This window comes from Pseudomonas sp. NFACC10-1 (genome assembly GCF_900119195.1).
GTDB lineage: Bacteria > Pseudomonadota > Gammaproteobacteria > Pseudomonadales > Pseudomonadaceae > Aquipseudomonas > Aquipseudomonas cerasi.
Genome location: NZ_FPJB01000012.1, coordinates 1 through 18,710 on the forward strand (window position 1 = coordinate 1; position 18,710 = coordinate 18,710).

General features: G+C 61.6%; 16 protein-coding genes. 7 read left to right on the forward strand and 9 right to left on the reverse strand.

From position 1 onward, the window contains the following. A partial coding sequence (locus BT119_RS25380) for a threonine dehydratase (protein ID WP_072367111.1) occupies positions 1-550 on the forward strand: 550 nt, incomplete at its 5' end. A gap of 286 nt (positions 551-836) precedes the next feature. After that, positions 837-1,265 (forward strand): DUF2269 family protein, encoded by a 429-nt coding sequence (locus tag BT119_RS25385; RefSeq protein ID WP_003432383.1) that lies wholly within the window; start codon positions 837-839, stop codon positions 1,263-1,265. A 13-nt stretch (positions 1,266-1,278) separates the two neighbouring features. Here BT119_RS25385 and BT119_RS25390 read toward each other — a convergent pair whose 3' ends face one another. Next, complete coding sequence (locus BT119_RS25390; protein WP_003372134.1) at positions 1,279-1,935, reverse strand: histidinol-phosphatase; 657 nt, start codon at positions 1,933-1,935, stop codon at positions 1,279-1,281. Positions 1,936-2,077: 142 nt separating this feature from the next. Between BT119_RS25390 and BT119_RS25395 the strand changes: the two genes are divergently transcribed. From BT119_RS25395 to BT119_RS25410, 4 genes are all read left to right on the forward strand, one after another. Further along, positions 2,078-2,557 carry an RNA pyrophosphohydrolase gene (locus BT119_RS25395; RefSeq protein WP_002555745.1) on the forward strand — a complete coding sequence of 160 codons (480 nt, stop codon included), beginning with the start codon at positions 2,078-2,080 and terminating at the stop codon, positions 2,555-2,557. Positions 2,558-2,578: 21 nt separating this feature from the next. Further along, positions 2,579-4,858: a phosphoenolpyruvate--protein phosphotransferase gene (gene ptsP / locus BT119_RS25400; RefSeq protein ID WP_002555744.1), complete on the forward strand. Its 2,280-nt coding sequence runs from the start codon at positions 2,579-2,581 to the stop codon at positions 4,856-4,858. A gap of 644 nt (positions 4,859-5,502) precedes the next feature. Then, positions 5,503-6,315: a prolipoprotein diacylglyceryl transferase gene (gene lgt / locus BT119_RS25405; protein ID WP_003343867.1), complete on the forward strand. Its 813-nt coding sequence runs from the start codon at positions 5,503-5,505 to the stop codon at positions 6,313-6,315. A 52-nt stretch (positions 6,316-6,367) separates the two neighbouring features. Beyond that, on the forward strand, positions 6,368-7,339 hold the full coding sequence (locus BT119_RS25410; RefSeq protein ID WP_072367112.1) for a thymidylate synthase: 972 nt from the start codon (positions 6,368-6,370) through the stop codon (positions 7,337-7,339). Between the two features lie 61 nt (positions 7,340-7,400). Here BT119_RS25410 and cadR read toward each other — a convergent pair whose 3' ends face one another. Beyond that, positions 7,401-7,847, reverse strand: coding sequence for a Cd(II)/Pb(II)-responsive transcriptional regulator (gene cadR / locus BT119_RS25415; protein WP_010434512.1), 447 nt, complete (start codon positions 7,845-7,847; stop codon positions 7,401-7,403). Positions 7,848-7,933: 86 nt separating this feature from the next. Here cadR and BT119_RS25420 point away from each other — a divergent pair, with 86 nt between their 5' ends. Beyond that, the gene (locus BT119_RS25420; RefSeq protein ID WP_072367113.1) at positions 7,934-10,198 is read left to right on the forward strand and encodes a heavy metal translocating P-type ATPase; all 2,265 of its coding nucleotides are present in this window, start codon (positions 7,934-7,936) and stop codon (positions 10,196-10,198) included. A 156-nt stretch (positions 10,199-10,354) separates the two neighbouring features. Here BT119_RS25420 and hutG read toward each other — a convergent pair whose 3' ends face one another. The 7 genes from hutG to BT119_RS25455 form a co-directional block, all read right to left on the reverse strand. After that, positions 10,355-11,155 carry an N-formylglutamate deformylase gene (gene hutG, locus BT119_RS25425; RefSeq protein WP_003350448.1) on the reverse strand — a complete coding sequence of 267 codons (801 nt, stop codon included), beginning with the start codon at positions 11,153-11,155 and terminating at the stop codon, positions 10,355-10,357. Between the two features lie 11 nt (positions 11,156-11,166). Next, the gene (hutI, locus tag BT119_RS25430) at positions 11,167-12,372 is read right to left on the reverse strand and encodes an imidazolonepropionase (RefSeq protein WP_003432386.1); all 1,206 of its coding nucleotides are present in this window, start codon (positions 12,370-12,372) and stop codon (positions 11,167-11,169) included. A 15-nt stretch (positions 12,373-12,387) separates the two neighbouring features. Continuing rightward, positions 12,388-13,764: an amino acid permease gene (locus BT119_RS25435; protein WP_003432387.1), complete on the reverse strand. Its 1,377-nt coding sequence runs from the start codon at positions 13,762-13,764 to the stop codon at positions 12,388-12,390. A gap of 102 nt (positions 13,765-13,866) precedes the next feature. After that, positions 13,867-15,414 (reverse strand): histidine ammonia-lyase, encoded by a 1,548-nt coding sequence (gene hutH / locus BT119_RS25440; protein ID WP_003372122.1) that lies wholly within the window; start codon positions 15,412-15,414, stop codon positions 13,867-13,869. 54 nt (positions 15,415-15,468) lie between these two features. Next, on the reverse strand, positions 15,469-17,010 hold the full coding sequence (hutH, locus tag BT119_RS25445; protein ID WP_072367114.1) for an HAL/PAL/TAL family ammonia-lyase: 1,542 nt from the start codon (positions 17,008-17,010) through the stop codon (positions 15,469-15,471). A gap of 12 nt (positions 17,011-17,022) precedes the next feature. Then, the gene (locus tag BT119_RS25450; protein WP_003432397.1) at positions 17,023-17,853 is read right to left on the reverse strand and encodes a quaternary amine ABC transporter ATP-binding protein; all 831 of its coding nucleotides are present in this window, start codon (positions 17,851-17,853) and stop codon (positions 17,023-17,025) included. After that, positions 17,850-18,701: an ABC transporter permease gene (locus BT119_RS25455; RefSeq protein ID WP_003343849.1), complete on the reverse strand. Its 852-nt coding sequence runs from the start codon at positions 18,699-18,701 to the stop codon at positions 17,850-17,852. The genes BT119_RS25450 and BT119_RS25455 overlap by 4 nt, the downstream gene beginning before the upstream one ends. Between the last annotated feature and the right edge of the window lie 9 nt (positions 18,702-18,710).

The following is an 18,710-nucleotide window of genomic DNA, read 5'->3' on the forward strand; positions in this document are numbered from 1 at the left end:
ACTGGGCGAAGGCCGCGAGGCGATCATTGCGGTGACCATCCCCGAACAACCGGGCAGCTTCAAGGCGTTCTGCGAGGCCATCGGCAAACGGCAGATCACCGAATTCAACTACCGCTACCACACCGATCGCGAGGCGCACATCTTCGTCGGCGTGCAGACCCATCCCGAGAACGACCCACGCAGCGCCCTGATCGCCAGCCTGACCGGCCAGGGCTTCCCGGTGCTGGACCTGACCGACAACGAACTGGCCAAACTGCATATCCGCCACATGGTTGGCGGGCATGCCGAGCGGGTCAATGATGAAGTGGTGCTGCGCTTCGAGTTCCCGGAGCGACCGGGCGCGCTGTTCAACTTCCTCAACCGTCTGGGCGGCCGCTGGACCATCTCCATGTTCCACTACCGCAACCACGGCGCTGCTGACGGCCGGGTGGTTGCCGGGCTGGTGGTGCCGGAGGAAGAGCGGCATCTGGTCGGTGCTGCGCTGGATGAGATTGGTTACCCGTATTGGGATGAAAGCGAGAACCCAGCGTACCGGTTGTTTCTGGGCTGAGGCCGGGATATCTCGCGTTCCTCACGCTCCGCGTCACAAGAGGACGCAGAGCGTCCAGACCGGCATACCCACGCGGAGCATGGGCACGATGGGGATCTGACTGACAACTATCGTTCCTCACGCTCCAGCGTGGGAATGCAGTTCACGACGCTCTGCGTCGCAAGAGGACGCGGAGCGCCAGACCGGCATGCCCACGTGGAGCACGGGCGCGATAGCGCTTAAGGCACGGCTCTTGTGTCCACACTGCTAAACTCACCCAAGCCCGATTCCAGAGGAACACCGCGTCATGGAACCCATCACCACCCTTAGCACCCTGCACATCGTCGCCATCGCGTTGTTGCTGATCAGCGCGCTGGTGTTGGCCAGCGGGGTGGTCAAGGTGCGTCTTGAAGGCGACACGACCGTGCAGAATCGCCTGCTCAAGCGGCCATTGCTGTTTTTCTGGGTGTTGATGGCCGTTTGCCTGGCGACGCTGCCGTTCAGTGGCTGGTGGCTGGTGCATTTGAAAGGCCTGTCACTGGGCCAGACCTGGGTGCTGGGCAGCAGCGTGCTTTACACCCTGGGGCTGTGCAGTTGGGTCTGGCTGGTGGCCAGGCTCAACCGCTTGCGTCTTGGTGCCAAAGGTGGCAAGCGCGGCTTCACCTTGGCGCTGACGGTGATCAGCGTTGTGTGCTTCGTGGCAATGGCCGGTCTGACGGGCTTCAAACCGGCCTGAGTATTGCCAGCACTCAGTGGCGCAGGGTAATCACCGGCCAGCCGCGTCGCTCGGCTTCGGCACGCAATTTATCGTCCGGATCGACCGCGACCGGGTTGGCCACCTGCTCCAGCAGAGGCAGGTCGTTCATCGAGTCACTGTAGAAATAGCTGCCCTCGAGGCTGAACGCGTTGTCTTCCAGCCACTGGTTGAGGCGTGTCACCTTGCCTTCACGGAAGCAGGGCACACCCGTGGTACGACCGGTATAGCGTCCATCCACCATTTCGCACTCGGTCGCCAGCAGGGTATCGATGCCCAGCTGCGCCACGATAGGTGCTGTCACAAAGCGGTTGGTGGCGGTGATCACCACCAGCTTGTCGCCAGCCTCTCGGTGTTTGGCGATCAATTCCAGCGCCTTGGGCAGCATCATTGGTTCGATGCAGTCGCGCATGAACTCGCGATGCCACTGCTCAAGCTGCGCCATGTCAGTGTTGCCCAGAATCTCCAGGGTAAAATTCAGGTAGTCGGTCATGTTCAGCGTGCCGGCCAGGTAATCCTGATAGAACTCGTCGTTGCGGGTCTTGTAGGTCGCGGCATCAAGGATCCCGCGCCGGCACAGGTAATCGCCCCAGGCGTGATCGCTGTCGCCGCCCAGAAGGGTGTTGTCGAGGTCGAATAAAGCCAGGCGCATAGGGTTACTCGCTGAAATAGTTGAAAAAAGAGCCCCAGAATACGAGGTTTTCACAAGTCTTCACATAAGGTGATAAGCCTCGTTGCTGGTTTGATCGCCTTTGTGGAACAATGCGGCGACATGCGTTTGCGAGGTTGTTGCCGTGATCGACCCCGATGGTTTCCGTCCTAATGTCGGGATTATTCTGACAAACGATGCTGGTCAGGTCCTATGGGCTCGGCGTATTAACCAGGATGCCTGGCAGTTTCCTCAAGGGGGTATCAACCCGCAGGAGACGCCGGAAGACGCGCTTTATCGCGAATTGAATGAAGAAGTCGGTCTGGAACGACATGATGTGCAAATACTTGCCTGCACTCGGGGCTGGTTGCGCTATCGTCTGCCGCAAAGACTGGTCCGTACCCACAGCCAGCCGCTGTGTATCGGCCAGAAGCAAAAATGGTTTCTCCTGCGCCTGATCTCCAACGAGCAGCGGGTGCGGATGGATTTGACCGGTAAACCGGAGTTCGATGGCTGGCGCTGGGTCAGTTATTGGTATCCGTTAGGCCAGGTGGTGACATTCAAGCGCGAGGTGTATCGACGCGCACTCAAAGAGCTTGCCCCGCGCCTCTTATCGCGCGACTGACACGGAGTTCGACCCCGAGCCATGCTCAATACGCTGCGCAAGATCGTCCAGGAAGTTAACTCCGCCAAGGATCTCAAGGCGGCGTTGGGCATTATTGTGTTGCGCGTCAAGGAGGCCATGGGCAGCCAGGTCTGCTCGGTCTACCTGCTCGATGCCGAGGTCAACCGCTTTGTCCTGATGGCTTCCGAAGGCCTCAACAAGCGCTCCATCGGCAAAGTCAGCATGGCGCCGAATGAAGGCCTGGTCGGCCTGGTCGGTACGCGCGAAGAACCGCTGAACCTCGAAAACGCCGCAGATCACCCTCGTTATCGCTATTTTGCCGAAACCGGCGAAGAGCGTTACGCCTCGTTCCTGGGCGCGCCGATCATCCACCACCGGCGCGTGGTTGGCGTGTTGGTCATCCAGCAAAAGGAGCGCCGTCAGTTCGACGAGGGCGAAGAAGCCTTCCTGGTCACCATGAGCGCGCAACTGGCGGGCGTTATCGCGCATGCCGAAGCGACCGGCTCGATCCGCGGTCTGGGTCGTCAGGGCAAAGGCATTCAGGAAGCCAAGTTCGTGGGTGTGGCCGGTTCGCCGGGTGCTGCGGTCGGTGTCGCCGTGGTCATGCTGCCGCCTGCCGATCTGGAAGTGGTCCCCGACAAGACCGTCACTGACATCGCCGCTGAACTGGCGCTGTTCCAGAACGCGCTGGAAGGCGTACGCAATGACATGCGCACCCTGTCAGCCAAACTGGCCACCCAGTTGCGTCCCGAAGAGCGGGCGCTGTTCGATGTCTACCTGATGATGCTCGACGACGCCTCGCTGGGCAGCGAAGTGACCGACGTCATCAAGACCGGTCAATGGGCGCAGGGTGCCTTGCGCTCGGTGGTCAGTGAGCACGTCAAACGTTTCGAGCTGATGGACGATGCCTACCTGCGCGAGCGGGCGTCGGACGTCAAGGACCTGGGCCGCCGTCTGCTGGCTTACCTCCAGGAGGCGCGACAACAGGCGCTGGTCTATCCCGATAATACGATTCTGGTCAGCGAGGAGCTGACCCCGGCCATGCTCGGCGAAGTGCCGGAAGGCAAACTGGTCGGCCTGGTGTCGGTTCAGGGTTCCGGCAACTCCCACGTCGCGATTCTGGCGCGGGCCATGGGCATTCCCACGGTCATGGGCCTTGTGGACTTCCCTTACTCCAAGGTCGATGGCATCGATCTGGTGGTCGACGGCTATCATGGCGAAGTCTTCACCAACCCCAGCGAAATCATGCGCAAGCAGTTCGGCAAGGTGGTGGAGGAGGAGCGTCAGCTCTCCCAGGGCCTGGATGCCCTGCGCGAACTCCCTTGCGTCACTCTCGACGGGCATCGCATGCCGCTGTGGGTCAACACCGGTCTGCTGGCCGACGTGGCGCGTGCGCAACAGCGTGGCGCCGAAGGGGTGGGCCTGTACCGCACCGAAGTACCGTTCATGATCAACCAGCGCTTCCCGAGTGAAAAGGAACAGCTGGCGATCTACCGCGAGCAACTGGCCGCCTTCCATCCACTGCCGGTGACCATGCGCAGCCTGGACATCGGTGGCGACAAGTCGCTGTCCTACTTCCCGATCAAGGAAGACAACCCGTTCCTCGGCTGGCGCGGTATTCGCGTCACCCTCGACCACCCGGAAATTTTCCTGGTCCAGACCCGCGCCATGCTCAAGGCCAGCGAGGGCCTGAATAACCTGCGCATTCTGTTGCCGATGATCTCCAGCACCCACGAAGTGGAAGAAGCGCTGCACCTGATCCACCGCGCCTGGGGCGAGGTGCGCGACGAAGGCACCGACGTGCCCATGCCGCCGGTGGGCGTGATGATCGAAGTGCCAGCCGCGGTCTACCAGACCCGCGATCTGGCGCGTCAGGTGGACTTCCTCTCGGTCGGCTCCAACGACCTGACTCAATACCTGCTCGCGGTCGACCGCAACAACCCGCGCGTGGCCGATCTCTATGATTACCTGCACCCGGCAGTGCTTCAGGCGCTGCAAAGCGTGGTGCGTGATGCCCACGCCGAGGGCAAGCCGGTGAGCATCTGCGGCGAAATGGCGGGTGACCCGGCAGCAGCGGTGCTGTTGATGGCGATGGGTTTCGACAGCCTGTCGATGAACGCCACCAACCTGCCGAAAGTGAAGTGGATGCTGCGCCAGATCAACCTCAGCAAGGCCAAGGAACTGCTGGCGCAACTGATGACCAACGATAACCCGCAAGTCATCAGCAGTTCTCTGCAACTGGCGCTGAAAAACCTCGGCCTGTCGCGGATGATCAACCCGAGCTCGGTCAAAGGGCACTAAGCGCTACTAATGCTTTCGTGAGCAAGCTCACTCCCACAAGGGGGACACATGCACCTTTGGGGCGGGCCGGTCGACGTTCACTTGTTCGCGAAGAGGCCGGTACAGACTCCGGGAAATGGGGCGTTTGGGCTACTGCCTTCGTGAGCAAGCTCACTCCCACAAGGGTGACACATGCACCTTTGGGGCGGGCCGGTCGACGTTCACTTGTTCGCGAAGAGGCCGGTACAGACTCCGGGGAATGGCGCGTTTGGGCTACCGCCTTCGTGAGCAAGCTCACTCCCACAGGGGTACACATGCACCTTTGAGGCGGGCCGGTCGATGGTCGCTTGTTCGCGAAGAGGTCGGCATGATCGCCGAAAATGTGTCGTTTGAAACGCCGTCTTTGCGAACACGCCAAGCCTTGTCCGGTTCGCTCCTGCGCCCTGGGGGCAGAAGCCTGTAAGGCACGTATTCAGTGCGCTCCAAGACCTGTCTATAACGCTGTGCGCGGAAGCGCTAAGCGTACGGCTGGACACATCAGGCGTATCTTTTTTCATTTCGTTCAGGCGGCTTCCATCGGTCGCCGCTAGAGCATCCTGCCGGGCTCCGGTAACATGCGCGCCTGATTCAGTCGCTCGCAAGGGCGTTCCAATTGAGGAGTCGCAATGCTGCCTTACCCGCAGATTGACCCGGTAGCCGTCGCTATCGGCCCGCTGCAAATTCACTGGTACGGTTTGATGTACCTGGTCGGTATCGGCGGCGCCTGGCTGCTTGCGTCGCGTCGCCTGAACAAGTTCGACCCGACCTGGACCAAGGAAAAACTCTCCGACCTGATTTTCTGGCTGGCCATGGGCGTGATTGTCGGCGGGCGGCTGGGCTACGTGCTGTTCTACGATCTGTCGGCCTACATCGCCAACCCGCTGCTGATCTTTGAAGTCTGGAAGGGTGGTATGGCGTTCCACGGCGGCTTTGTCGGCGTGATGATCGCGGCCTGGTGGTTTGGCAAGCGCAACGGCAAAAGCTTCTTCCAGCTGATGGACTTCGTTGCTCCGCTGGTGCCGATCGGCCTGGGTGCCGGGCGTATCGGCAACTTCATCAATGCCGAGCTGTGGGGCAAGCCGACCGACGTGCCGTGGGCCATGGTTTTCCCGCCGTTCAGCGACCCTGCGCAACTGGCGCGTCATCCTTCGCAGCTGTATCAGTTCGCGTTGGAAGGCGTTGCGCTGTTCATCATCCTCAATCTGTACGCCCGCAAGCCGCGTCCAACCATGGCCGTTTCCGGCATGTTTGCGCTGTTTTACGGGATCTTCCGCTTTGTAGTCGAGTTCGTTCGCGTTCCTGACGCCCAGTTGGGCTACCTGGCATGGGGCTGGGTGACCATGGGTCAGATCCTCAGCCTGCCGATGATCATCGCCGGCCTGTTCCTGATCTGGCTGGCCTACAAGCGCGATCCGTCCGCCAGCAAGGCAGCGGTCTAACACCGAAACGCCGGGTGAAAACGCCCGGCGCGTTCAACAATGCAGGTGATTTATGAAGCAATATCTGGAACTGGTCGCTCATGTGATCAAGCACGGGACCTTGCAAGCCAACCGTACCGGCGTGAACACCATCAGCTTTCCGGGTGCGATGCTGCGTTATGACTTGCAGGAAGGTTTTCCGGCGATCACCACACGGCGCATGGCCTTCAAATCGGCCATCGGCGAGATGGTCGGCTTTCTGCGTGGCGTGAACAACGCCGCCGAATTCCGCGAACTGGGTTGCAAGGTCTGGGATCAGAACGCCAACGAAAACGCTCAGTGGCTGAACAACCCGTTCCGCAAGGGCGAGGACGATCTGGGCGAAATCTATGGCGTGCAATGGCGCAAGTGGCCAGCCTACAAGCGTATCGATGCCGGCAATGTCGCGGCCATAGAACTGGCGCTGGGCCAGGGGTATCGTCAGATTGCCGAATCCGAAGAAGACGGTCAGTCGTTCGTGGTCCTGTACAAGGCCATCGACCAGATTCGCCAGTGCGTCGACACCATCATCAACGACCCAAGCAGCCGCCGCATTTTGTTCCATGGCTGGAACTGCGCACAGCTCGATGAAATGGCCCTGCCGCCGTGCCACCTGCTGTACCAGCTGCACCCGAACCCGCAGACCCGCGAAATCTCGCTGACGCTGTACATCCGCTCCAACGATCTGGGCCTCGGCACGCCGTTCAACCTGACCGAAGGCGCCGCGCTGCTGAGCCTGATCGGCCGCCTGACCGGCTACACCCCACGCTGGTTCACCTACTTCATCGGCGACGCCCACGTGTACGAAAACCACCTGGACATGCTCAACGAACAGATGACCCGCGAGCCGTACCCGATGCCGAAACTGGTCATCTCCGATCGTGTACCCGAGTTTGCCAAGACCGGTGTGTACCAGCCTGAATGGCTGGAACTGATCGAGCCTTCGGACTTCACCCTGGAAGGCTACCAGCACCACCCGGCAATGACGGCGCCGATGGCGGTCTAAGAGGGCTGCGCGCTATGACCTTCTCGTTCCTGCCTGAGGAACGAGAGGTGTCAAACCCCTCTCAATGCCCATGACTCCTCCCCACATGTGAAGGCTCGCCCTCTGGCGCTGCCACAGCCCCCGTCACTTCCAGCCTCTCCAGTATCGCGCAATGTTCTGTCGTGCCATCGCTGCAGCGGCGGCGCAGGTCGAGCAGTTGTTCCTGGAGCGCTTGCAGGCTTGCGACGCGGGCGTTGACGTGTTCGATGTGTTCGTCGATCAGGGCGTTGACGTTTTCGCACTGGTCCTGCGGGCTGTCGCGCAGGTTGAGCAGGTTGCGGATTTCTTCGAGGGTCATGTCCAGGCTGCGGCAATTGCGGATGAACGACAGGCGCTCCATGTGCGCCTGGGTATACAGCCGGTAATTGCCGTCACTGCGGGCGGGGGCGGGCAGCAGGCCTTCGCGCTCGTAATAACGGATGGTTTCGACCTGGGTGTCGGTCAGTTTTGCCAGTTCGCCGATTTTCATGTGGACCCATCTCGTTTGAGTGCTTGACCCTATAGTGGCTACAGGGTGTTCACTTGGCAACAAGCAGAATCCTGGAGCCACAACGAATGGGCACGACGATCAAGAATTCCCCCGCACATGACCATGACCATGACCATGACCATGATCACGGCGAGCACGCGCACGAGCAAAAGCCCGTGGAGCATGCCCATTCGTGTTGCTCCAGCGATGCACAGCCCGCTGTAGTGACCTTTGGCGAAGCGTCTGCAGCGGGTGGTCGTCTGAGCAGTTTCCGTATCGAGGCGATGGATTGCCCCACCGAGCAGACGCTGATCCAGAACAAGCTGGGCAAGCTGGCCGGTGTGCAGAAGCTGGAATTCAACCTGATCAACCGCATGCTGGGGGTCTGGCACGACCTGCCGTCCACCGACCCGATTCGTGAGGCTATCAGTTCACTTGGCATGCAGGCCGAGCCGATCGAGGAAGGTGCAGCGTCTGCCGACTCGGCGCCGGTGGTGAAGAAACACTGGTGGCCGCTGGCGTTGTCCGGCGTTGCGGCGCTGGGCGCAGAGGTGGTCCATTTTGCATCGCTCGGCCCGACCTGGGTGGTTGCCTTGCTGGCACTGGTGTCGATCTTCAGTTGCGGGCTGACGACCTATAAGAAGGGCTGGATCGCACTCAAGAACTTCAACCTGAACATCAATGCGCTGATGAGCATCGCGGTGACCGGCGCCATTCTGATCGGTCAGTGGCCGGAAGCGGCAATGGTGATGTTCCTGTTTACCATCGCCGAGTTGATCGAAGCCAAGTCACTGGACCGCGCGCGCAATGCGATCAGTGGCCTGATGCAACTGACGCCTGAGCTTGCCACCGTCAAGCAGGCGGATGGCAGCTGGCAGGAAATCGAAGCCAAAAACGTCGAACTGGAGGCTATCGTCCGGATCAAGCCGGGCGAGCGTGTCGGACTCGACGGTGAAGTGGTGTCCGGCAGCTCGACGATCGATCAGGCATCGATCACCGGTGAAAGCCTGCCGGTGGAAAAGACTGTCGGCGACAAGGTTTTCGCGGGCACCATCAACCAGGCCGGTTCGCTGGAGTATCGCGTCACCGCCGCCGCAAACAACTCGACGCTGGCGCGCATCATTCATGCGGTAGAAGCGGCTCAGGGTTCGCGTGCGCCGACCCAGCGCTTTGTCGACAGCTTTTCGCGCATTTATACGCCGGTGGTGTTCGTCGTTGCGTTGGCATTGGCGTTGGTCGCGCCGCTGTTCTTCGGCGGCGAATGGTATGACTGGATCTACCGGGCGCTGGTGCTGCTCGTGGTGGCCTGCCCATGCGCGCTGGTGATTTCCACGCCGGTGACCATCGTCAGCGGTCTGGCAGCGGCGGCGCGCAAGGGGATTTTGATCAAGGGTGGCGTTTATCTGGAAATGGGCGAGAAGCTCGATTACCTGGCCCTGGATAAAACCGGCACGTTGACCCACGGCAAACCGGTGCAGACTGATTATGTGCCATTGAACCCTGCTGTTGCCGACAGTGCCCCGGTGATTGCCGCCAGCCTTGCCGGGCGTTCAGATCACCCGGTTTCCCAAGCGATTGCCAAGGCCGCCGATGGCAGCCTGACGCTGCATGAAGTCAGCGCGTTCGAGGCGCTGGGCGGGCGGGGTGTGAAAGGCGAGATCAACGGCCAGATGTATCACCTGGGCAACCATCGCCTGGTGGAGGAGCTGGGCCTATGTTCGCCGGAGCTGGAGGCCAGGCTCGATGCGCTGGAAATGCAGGGCAAGACCGTGGTGCTGTTGCTTGATGCCTCTGGCCCGATCGCGCTGTTTGCCGTCGCCGATACGGTGAAGGAGACCAGCCGCGAAGCCATTGCCCAGTTGCACGAGCTGGGCATCAAGACGGTCATGCTGACCGGTGATAACCCGCACACCGCCAAGGCGATTGCCGATCAGGTCGGCATCGATGAAGCGCAGGGTAATCTGCTGCCTGCCGACAAGCTCAGTGCGATCGAGGCGCTTTACGGCCGTAATCACCGGGTAGGCATGGTGGGCGACGGTATCAATGATGCGCCTGCGCTGGCCCGTGCGGAGATCGGTTTCGCGATGGCCGCTGCAGGCACTGATACGGCTATCGAGACAGCAGATGTCGCCCTGATGGACGATGATCTGCGCAAGATTCCAACATTCATTGCGCTTTCACGCCGGACATCGGCGGTGCTGAAGCAGAACATCGTGTTGGCCATCGTGACCAAGGTGCTGTTCATCGGCATCACCTTCGCGGGCCTGGCGACCATGTGGATGGCGGTGTTTGCCGACATGGGCGTGAGCTTGCTGGTGGTGTTCAACGGTTTGCGCTTGCTCAAGAAGTGATCAGTCGGCAACGTTGAAGGGCGGACGCGGAGCGTCCAAACGGCATTCCCACGCGGAGCATGGGAACGATAATCATGGCCACCGGCTCCGATCACTGGCTATCGCTCCCACGCTCCGCGTGGTAGCGCCTTTCTGGACGCTCGGCGTCCGCCTTCATCAGCCAAAGCGCTCCTGCCCCCAGGCGATGAAGGTTTCCAGCAGTGGCTTTAGCACGGCGCGGGTCGGCTCGGCCAGGTCCGGGCGGTAGTGGAAGGGCACGAATTCGTCCATGTAGGTGCTTTGCGCCAGCTCCAGCTGTACTGCGTGGATGTTGTTGGCCGGGTTGCCGTAGTGGCGGGTGATGTGGCCGCCCTTGAAGCGTCCGTTCAACACATGGCTGTAGTCCTTGGCCGCTGCGCAGACCTGCTCCAGTCGGCTGGCCAGTTCCGGGTCGCAGCTCAGACCATTGAAGGTGCCCAGGTTGAAGTCCGGCAGGCGGCCGTCGAACAGGTGCGGGATGTGGCCGCGAATCGAGTGGGCGTCGAACAGCAGCGCATAGCCGAACTCGTCACGCATGCGCTGCAGTTCCTGCTCCAGCGTCTGGTGATACGGCGTCCAGATCTGTTGCAGATACCGCGCTCGTTCCTCGGCGCTGGGCGTCTGGCCGTCCTTGAACAGTGGCACGCCATCGAACAGGATCGACGGAAACAGGCCGGTGGTCGCACCGGCGTACATGGGCTTGTCGTCAGACGGCCTGTTGAGGTCGATGACAAAGCGCGAGTATTCGGCGGCCAGGGTGCTGGCGCCCAATTCAGCGGCGAAGTCATACAAACGCGGAATGTGCCAGTCGGTATCCGGCAGGCTCAAGGCTTCGTCCACCAGCGCGGCTTCGACCACCGGGGTCAGTTTCAGACCGGCATGCGGCATGCTGATCAGCAGCGGAATACGGCCACGCTTGAATGTCAGAACGTTATCCACAGGGCTCTCCTTCAGATCGATGATTCGACGCCGTGGCGCACGATACGTTTGTCCAGATCGCCGCCCAGCCAGTAGGCCAGATCAGCCGGCCGTTCAATGTTCCAGGCGATGAAATCCGCCACCTTGCCGACCTCCAGCGAGCCGTGGGTCGCGCTCATGCCCAACGCCCTGGCGGCATTGAACGTCACCCCCGCCAGTGCTTCTTCGGGCGTCATGCGAAACAGCGTGCAGGCCATGTTCAGCATCAGGCGCAATGACAGGCCCGGCGAGGTGCCAGGGTTGAGGTCGGTGGAAATCGCAATCGGCACGCCGTGCTTGCGCAGCGCGTCCATCGGCGGCAGTTGCGTTTCACGCAGGAAGTAAAACGCCCCCGGCAGCAGCACCGCGACGGTTCCGGCAGCCGCCATGGCGATGGCGTCGTCCTCGGTCATGAACTCCAGATGATCCGCCGACAGCGCCTTGTAGCGCGCGGCCAGGCTCGATCCACCCAATGACGACAGCTGCTCGGCATGCAGTTTGACCGGCAGTGCCAACTGCCCTGCGGTGATGAACACCTGCTCGACCTGCGCAGGTGAAAACGCCAGGTATTCACAGAAAGCATCCACCGCATCGACCAGCCCTTCGGCTGCCAGCGCCGGGAGCATGTCGTTGCAGATGTGGTTGATGTAATCGTCGGCGCGATCGGCGTATTCCGGCGGCAGCGCATGGGCGGCCAGGCAGGTGGCACGCACGGTGACTGGCTGGGTGTTGCCCAGACGACGAATCACCCGCAGGATCTTGCGCTCGTTTTCCAGGTCCAGCCCGTAGCCCGACTTCATCTCGACGGTCGTGACGCCGTCCTTGAGCAAGTGCCGCAAGCGGCGCTCGGCACTGGCGTACAGCTCATCTTCACTGGCGGCGCGAGTCGCACGCACCGTGCTGGCAATACCGCCGCCCGCTGCCGCTATTTCTGCGTAGCTGACGCCCTGCAGACGCTGTTCGAACTCGCCACTGCGGTTGCCGCCGAACACCGTATGGGTGTGACAGTCGATCAGGCCGGGCGTGACCCATGCACCGCCCAGATCGATGCAGTTGTCATGTTCCGGCTCGGCCAGCTCGGCCTGAGGCCCGATCCACTCGATGAGCGCTCCGGAGGTCACGATGGCGGCATGCTCGATGATCGAGTATTTGCCGTGCGCCATGCTTGCGATGTGACAGTTTTTCCAGAGCGTTTTCATTCCAGGCCTCGTTGATCAATGAGTGTTGTTGAGCGCCTTGGGCTTGACCCACACAGCGTAGGCGATGAGCAGCAGCACGATCCAGATTGCGCCGACGATCAAGGCTGCACGGTTGTCCGGGAAATAGCCCAGCACGCCGAAGATGAACAGCATGAAGGCGATGGCGGCCGCAGGCCCGTAAGGCCAGAACGGCACGGCGAATTTCAGCTGTGCCGCTTCCTCGCGGTGCATCGAGCGGCGCATGGCGACCTGCGTCAGCAGAATCATCAGCCAGACCCACACGGTGGCGAAGGTGGCCAGCGACGCGATCAGCAGGAACACATCCTTGGGGATCAGGTAGTTGAGCAGCACGCCGCCTAGTAATGCGATGCCCATGACCAGCACGGTCATCCACGGCACGCCATGGCGTGAAACGCGGGCAAAACTGGCGGGCGCCTGACCATCACGGGCCAGGCCATACATCATGCGGCCTGCGCCGAAGATGTCGCTGTTGATGGCCGATACGGCCGCCGAGATCACCACGATGTTGAGGATGGTCGCCGCCGAAGCGATACCCAGGTTGTCGAAAATCTGCACGAACGGGCTGCCCTGCGTGCCGATCTGCGGCCACGGATAGATGCACATCAGCACAAACAGTGTCAGCACGTAGAACAGCAGAATGCGCAGCGGTACGGCATTGATCGCCTGCGGCAGGCTGCGTTGCGGGTCCTTCGCTTCGCCTGCGGTAATGCCGATGATTTCAATGCCGCCGAAGGCAAACATCACCACCGCGAACGAGGCGATCAGACCGGTGACGCCGTTGGGCATGAAGCCGCCATGTGCCCACAGGTTGCTGATGCCGATTTCGGTGCCGCTGGTCGAGCTGCCGATACCGAAGATCATGATGCCGAAGCCTGCAACGATCATCGCCACGATGGCGCTGACCTTGAGGATCGACAGCCAGAACTCGGTTTCACCAAAGACTTTCACGTTGCACAGGTTGAGCGCGCCGATCAGAAAGACGATGCCCAGCACCCAGATCCAGCGGGGTACTTCCGGAAACCAGAAGCCCATGTAGATGCCGAATGCGGTCACGTCGGCGAGGCAGACGATGATCATTTCGAACGCGTAGGTCCAGCCGAGCACGAAGCCGGCCAGCGGGCCCATGTAGCGCGTGGCGTAATGGCTGAACGAACCGGACACCGGGTCGTGGACCGCCATTTCGCCGAGCGCGCGCATCACCATGTACACCGCCGCGCCGCCGATCAGGTACGCCAGCAGTACGGCAGGCCCGGCCTGTTGAATCGCCGAGGCCGAGCCGTAGAACAACCCTGTGCCGATGGCAGAGCCCAGGGCCATGAAGCGGATGTGGCGGGCGGATAACCCGCGTTTCAAACCATCTTGTGACGTCATTTCAGGTCCATTTCATTACAGGTATGGCAAAAGCCGCGAGAACGCCTGCATCCGGCCTCCCGCAGCGATGACCAAAGCGAGCCCTGCCAGGCTCGCGGTGCATCACAGACTGGGTAGCAGACGTGCAGGAACCAACGGGTTCAGGCAAGTGGAGGACAACAGCTGACTGGCAGCTTCGATGTCCGGTGCAAAAAAGCGGTCCTTTTCATAGAACGGGACCTTGCTGCGCAACAGGCTGCGGGCTTGCTCCAGCTTCGGAGAGGTTTTCAGACCCTCACGCAAGTCCAGACCCTGGCAGGCAGCCAACCATTCTACGGCAAGAATCCCGCGAACGTTTTCTGCCATTTCCCATAAGCGCTTGCCGGCGGCCGGGGCCATCGACACATGGTCTTCCTGATTGGCCGAGGTCGGCAGGCTGTCGACACTGTGCGGATGGGCCAATGCCTTGTTTTCACTGGCCAGCGCGGCGGCGGTCACCTGCGCGATCATGAACCCGGAATTGACGCCGCCGTTGGCCACCAGGAAGGGCGGCAGCTGCGACATGTGCTTGTCCATCATCAGCGAAATGCGACGTTCGCTGAGCGAGCCGATCTCGGCGATGGCCAGCGCGAGGTTGTCCGCCGCCATGGCGACCGGCTCGGCGTGAAAATTGCCACCGGATATGACGTCGTTCTCGGCGGCGAACACCAGCGGGTTGTCGGACACTGCGTTGGCTTCGATTTCCAGCACCTCGGCGGCCTGACGCAGTTGGGTCAGACACGCGCCCATGACCTGTGGCTGGCAGCGCAACGAGTAGGGATCCTGAACCTTGTCGCAGTTGCGGTGCGACTCGGACACGCCGCTGCTTTCGCCCAGCAGGTCACGGTAGCAGGCTGCCGCATCGATCTGCCCGCGCTGCCCGCGTGCGGCATGAATGCGCGCGTCGAAGGGCGAGCGTGAACCGAGTACCGCTTCAACCGTCAGCGAGCCGCAGGTCAGGGCTGCAGCGAACAGGTCTTCGCCTTCGAACAGGCCGCGCAATGCGTAGGCGGTAGACACTTGCGTGCCGTTGAGCAGTGCCAGCCCTTCCTTGGCTGCCAAGGTCAGCGGTTGCAGCCCGGCAGCCGCCAGCGCATCGACGCCGTTCAGCCATTCGCCCTTGTAGCGCGCCTTGCCTTCGCCCAGCAGCACCAGCGACATGTGCGCCAGCGGTGCAAGGTCGCCGGAAGCACCGACCGAGCCCTTGAGCGGAATATGCGGGTAGACCTCGGCATTGATCAGCGCAATCAGAGCGTCGATGACCACGCGCCGAATGCCCGAGAAGCCGCGGCTCAGGCTGTTGACCTTGAGCACCATGATCAGACGCACCAGCTCATCGCTGATCGGCTGACCGACACCGGCCGCATGCGACAGCACCAGCGAACGCTGCAGGTTTTCCAGGTCTTCGCTGGCAATCCGCGTCGAAGCCAGCAGACCGAACCCGGTGTTGATGCCGTAGGCGGTGCGGTTCTCGGCCAGAATGCGCTCGACACAGGCGACGCTGTCGTCGATCTGCTGGTCTGCGCTGCTGTCCAGCGTCAGGCTGACCGGCTGTAGATAAATACCGCGCAGTTGCGCCAGGGTCAGTTGGCCGGGGATCAGGTTCAGCGTCTTGGCAGATAAGGTGGTCACGATGCTGCTACTCCTTGATGAATGTCAGCGACGGCTGGTGGCCGTATGCTGTTTTTATAGGTCTGCCGCGTTGTTACGGCAGTGCTGGAAAACCCTTTCCAGCGACGTTTCGTCTTTGATCAGGGCCGCGCTGCTGGCGATGTCCGGAGCCAGCCAGCGGTCTTCGTCGTAGGCCGGGATGCGCTCGCGCAGCAGTCGCCACGCGGCACCGGTGCCCACGCCAAAACCCTGTGTCTTGAGAAATTCGAATGCCTGGGCCGCGAGCAAATACTCGATGGCCAGAATCTGCGTGGTATTGCCCAGCACCTTGTGCAGCTTGAGCGCGGCGCTGGTGCCCAGGCTCAGGTGATCCTCCTGCAGGCCGGAGGTCACGTAGTTGTCGACCACAGCCGGCTGCGCCATCTGGCGGTTTTCCGCGCACAGCGAAGCGGCGACGTACTGGACGATCATCATTCCCGAGTTGACCCCCGGCTGGGTGACCAGAAACGCCGGCAGGCCGCTGACCATCGGGTTGATCAGGCGGTCCAGGCGCCGTTCGGCGATCGAGCCCAGCTCGGCCATCGCCATGCACAGCAGATCTGCCGCCATGGCCACTGACTGGCCGTGTGGATTGGCCTGGGACACCACTTGGAAAGCGTCGGGCGTGCCGAGCAGCAGCGGGTTATCGGTGACTGAATTGAGCTCGATCTCGACCTGGCGAGTGGCGTGAGCCAACTGGTCGCGGGTGGCACCATGCACCTGGGGAATCGAACGAATACTCAGCGCATCCTGGGTACGAATGCCTTCACTGCTGGCGAGCACTTCGCTGCCTGCCAGTAACGTGCGCAGGTTCTTGCCCACCTGTTGCATGCCCGGATGCGGCTTGAGGGCGAGGATGCTTGCATCGAACGCGTCCAGCTGGCCGCGCAGGGCTTCGAAGCTCATCGCGCCGATCACGTCGGCCCACTGGCTCAGACGCTCGGCGTCGGCGATGGCCAGACAGCTCAGGCCGGTCATGCACGGTGTGCCGTTGACCAGGCACAATCCGTCCTTGGCGCCGAGGATGACCGGAGCCAGACCTTCTTCGTTCAAGGCCTGCTCAGCCGGGACGATCTGCCCGCGATAGCTGACCTGGCCGATGCCCAGCAACGCGACGCCGACGTGCGCCATGTGCGTCAGGTAACCCACCGAGCCCTGCGCCGGTACTTGCGGCGTGATGCCCCGGTTGAGCAGGGCCAGTAGCGCTTCGACCACTTGCCGGTGAATGCCGGACTTGCCCTGGCTGTAGTTGAGAATCGCGGCGCAGATGATTGCGCGGGTCTGCTCGTCGGCCAGTGGCGCACCGACGCCGCAGGCATGGCTGAGCAGGGTATTGCGCGACAGGCGACTGAGCTGTTCGCCTTGCAGTGACACATTGCACAGCGCGCCGAGCCCGGTGTTCACGCCATAGGCGCGCTCGCCGCTGACGACGATGCGCTGCACGATGGCCTGAGCGTTGTCGATCCGTGCCCAGGCAGCATCCGACAGGACCAGTCTTGCGCCCTGCCGGGCCACGGCGACCACGTCCTGCCAGCCCGCATGTGCTTCACCGATGACGATCTGTTCTGCTCGCGACATCTGCAACGGTCCTTAAAGGGTGGCTACGCGACGCTGAACGAAACGATCCACGTAATCGTCGGCGGGCGAGTGGAGAATTTCTTTCGGCGTACCGACCTGAATCAATCGACCATCCTTGAGGATCGCGATGCGATTGCCGATGCGCACGGCCTCGTCCAGATCGTGGGTAATGAACACGATGGTCTTGTGCAGGCTGGCTTGCAGCTCCAGCAACTGGTCCTGCATCTCGGCGCGGATCAACGGGTCGAGGGCGCTGAATGCTTCGTCCATCAGAATGATGTCGGTGTCGGCCGCCAGCGCGCGGGCCAGACCCACACGCTGACGCATGCCGCCGGAAAGCTGGTGCGGGTATTTGTTTTCGTAGCCCTTGAGGCCTACGGTGGTGATCCAGTGCAGCGCGCGTTCCTGACAAAGCGCCTTGCTCTCGCCACGCACGGTCAGGCCGTAGGCCACGTTGGCCAGCACGGTCTTGTGCGGCAGCAGGCCGAAGCTCTGGAACACCATGCTGATCTTGTGCCGGCGGAATTGGCGCAAGGCCTCCATGTCGTAACGCAGGATGTCTTCGCCATCGACCAGAATCTCGCCGCTGGTGGGGTCGATCAGCCGGTTGAAGTGACGCACCAGCGTCGATTTTCCCGAGCCGGAGAGGCCCATGATGACGAAGATTTCGCCGCTGCCGATCGACAGCGACAGGTCGTTGACCCCGACCACACAGCCGGTCTGGGCCAGCACCTGGTCCTTGCTCTGGTTTTGCCTGATCAACTCCAGCGCTTCTTTCGAGCGGTTGCCGAAGATCTTGAATACGTTTTTGACGACGATTTTGTTCGGTTCCACGCTGCTCATTTGTGCGCCTCATGCCGTGGGCGGCCATAGGCCTGCGTGATACGGTCGATGACGACCGCCAGAATGACAATGGCCAGGCCCGCTTCCAGCCCGCGCCCGACGTTGAGGGTCTGAATGCCCACCAGCACGTCTTCGCCAAGCCCGCGTGCGCCGATCATCGAGGCAATCACCACCATCGACAGCGCCATCATGGTGGTCTGGTTGATACCGGCCATGATGCTCGGCATCGCCAACGGCAGTTGCACGCCGAACAGTTGCTGCCAGCGATTGGCGCCGAACGCGTTGATGGCTTCCATCACTTCACCATCCACCTGACGAATGCCCAGATCGGTCAGACGAATCAGCGGCGGTGCGGCGTAAATTACGGTGGCGAAGATCGCCGGCACCTTGCCCAGACCGAACAGCATCAGCACCGGGATCAGGTACACGAAGCTGGGCATGGTCTGCATGATGTCCAGCAGCGGCATCAGCACCGAGCGCAGCCGATTGCTGCGTGCCGAGAGGATGCCCAGCGGAATGCCGATCAGCACCGCGATGATCGTGGCGACCAGCATCAGCGCCAGCGTCTGCATCAGCTTGTCCCACAACCCGACCGCACCGACCAGAAACAGCAGGCCGACGATGACCAGCGTCGTGACGATCTTGCGTGTCGCGTGCCAGGCAATACCGCCGACGATCATCAGCATCAGCCACCACGGCGCCATGCGCAGCAGGCCTTCGAGGTTGACGATGGCCCATAGCAGGGTGTCGGAAATGTGCCGGAACACATCGCCGTACTGCGTGACCAGTGAGTCGACGCCATCGTTGACCCAGTTGGCGATCGAGAAAGTGAAGCTTTCAGGAAACATAAGCGGCTC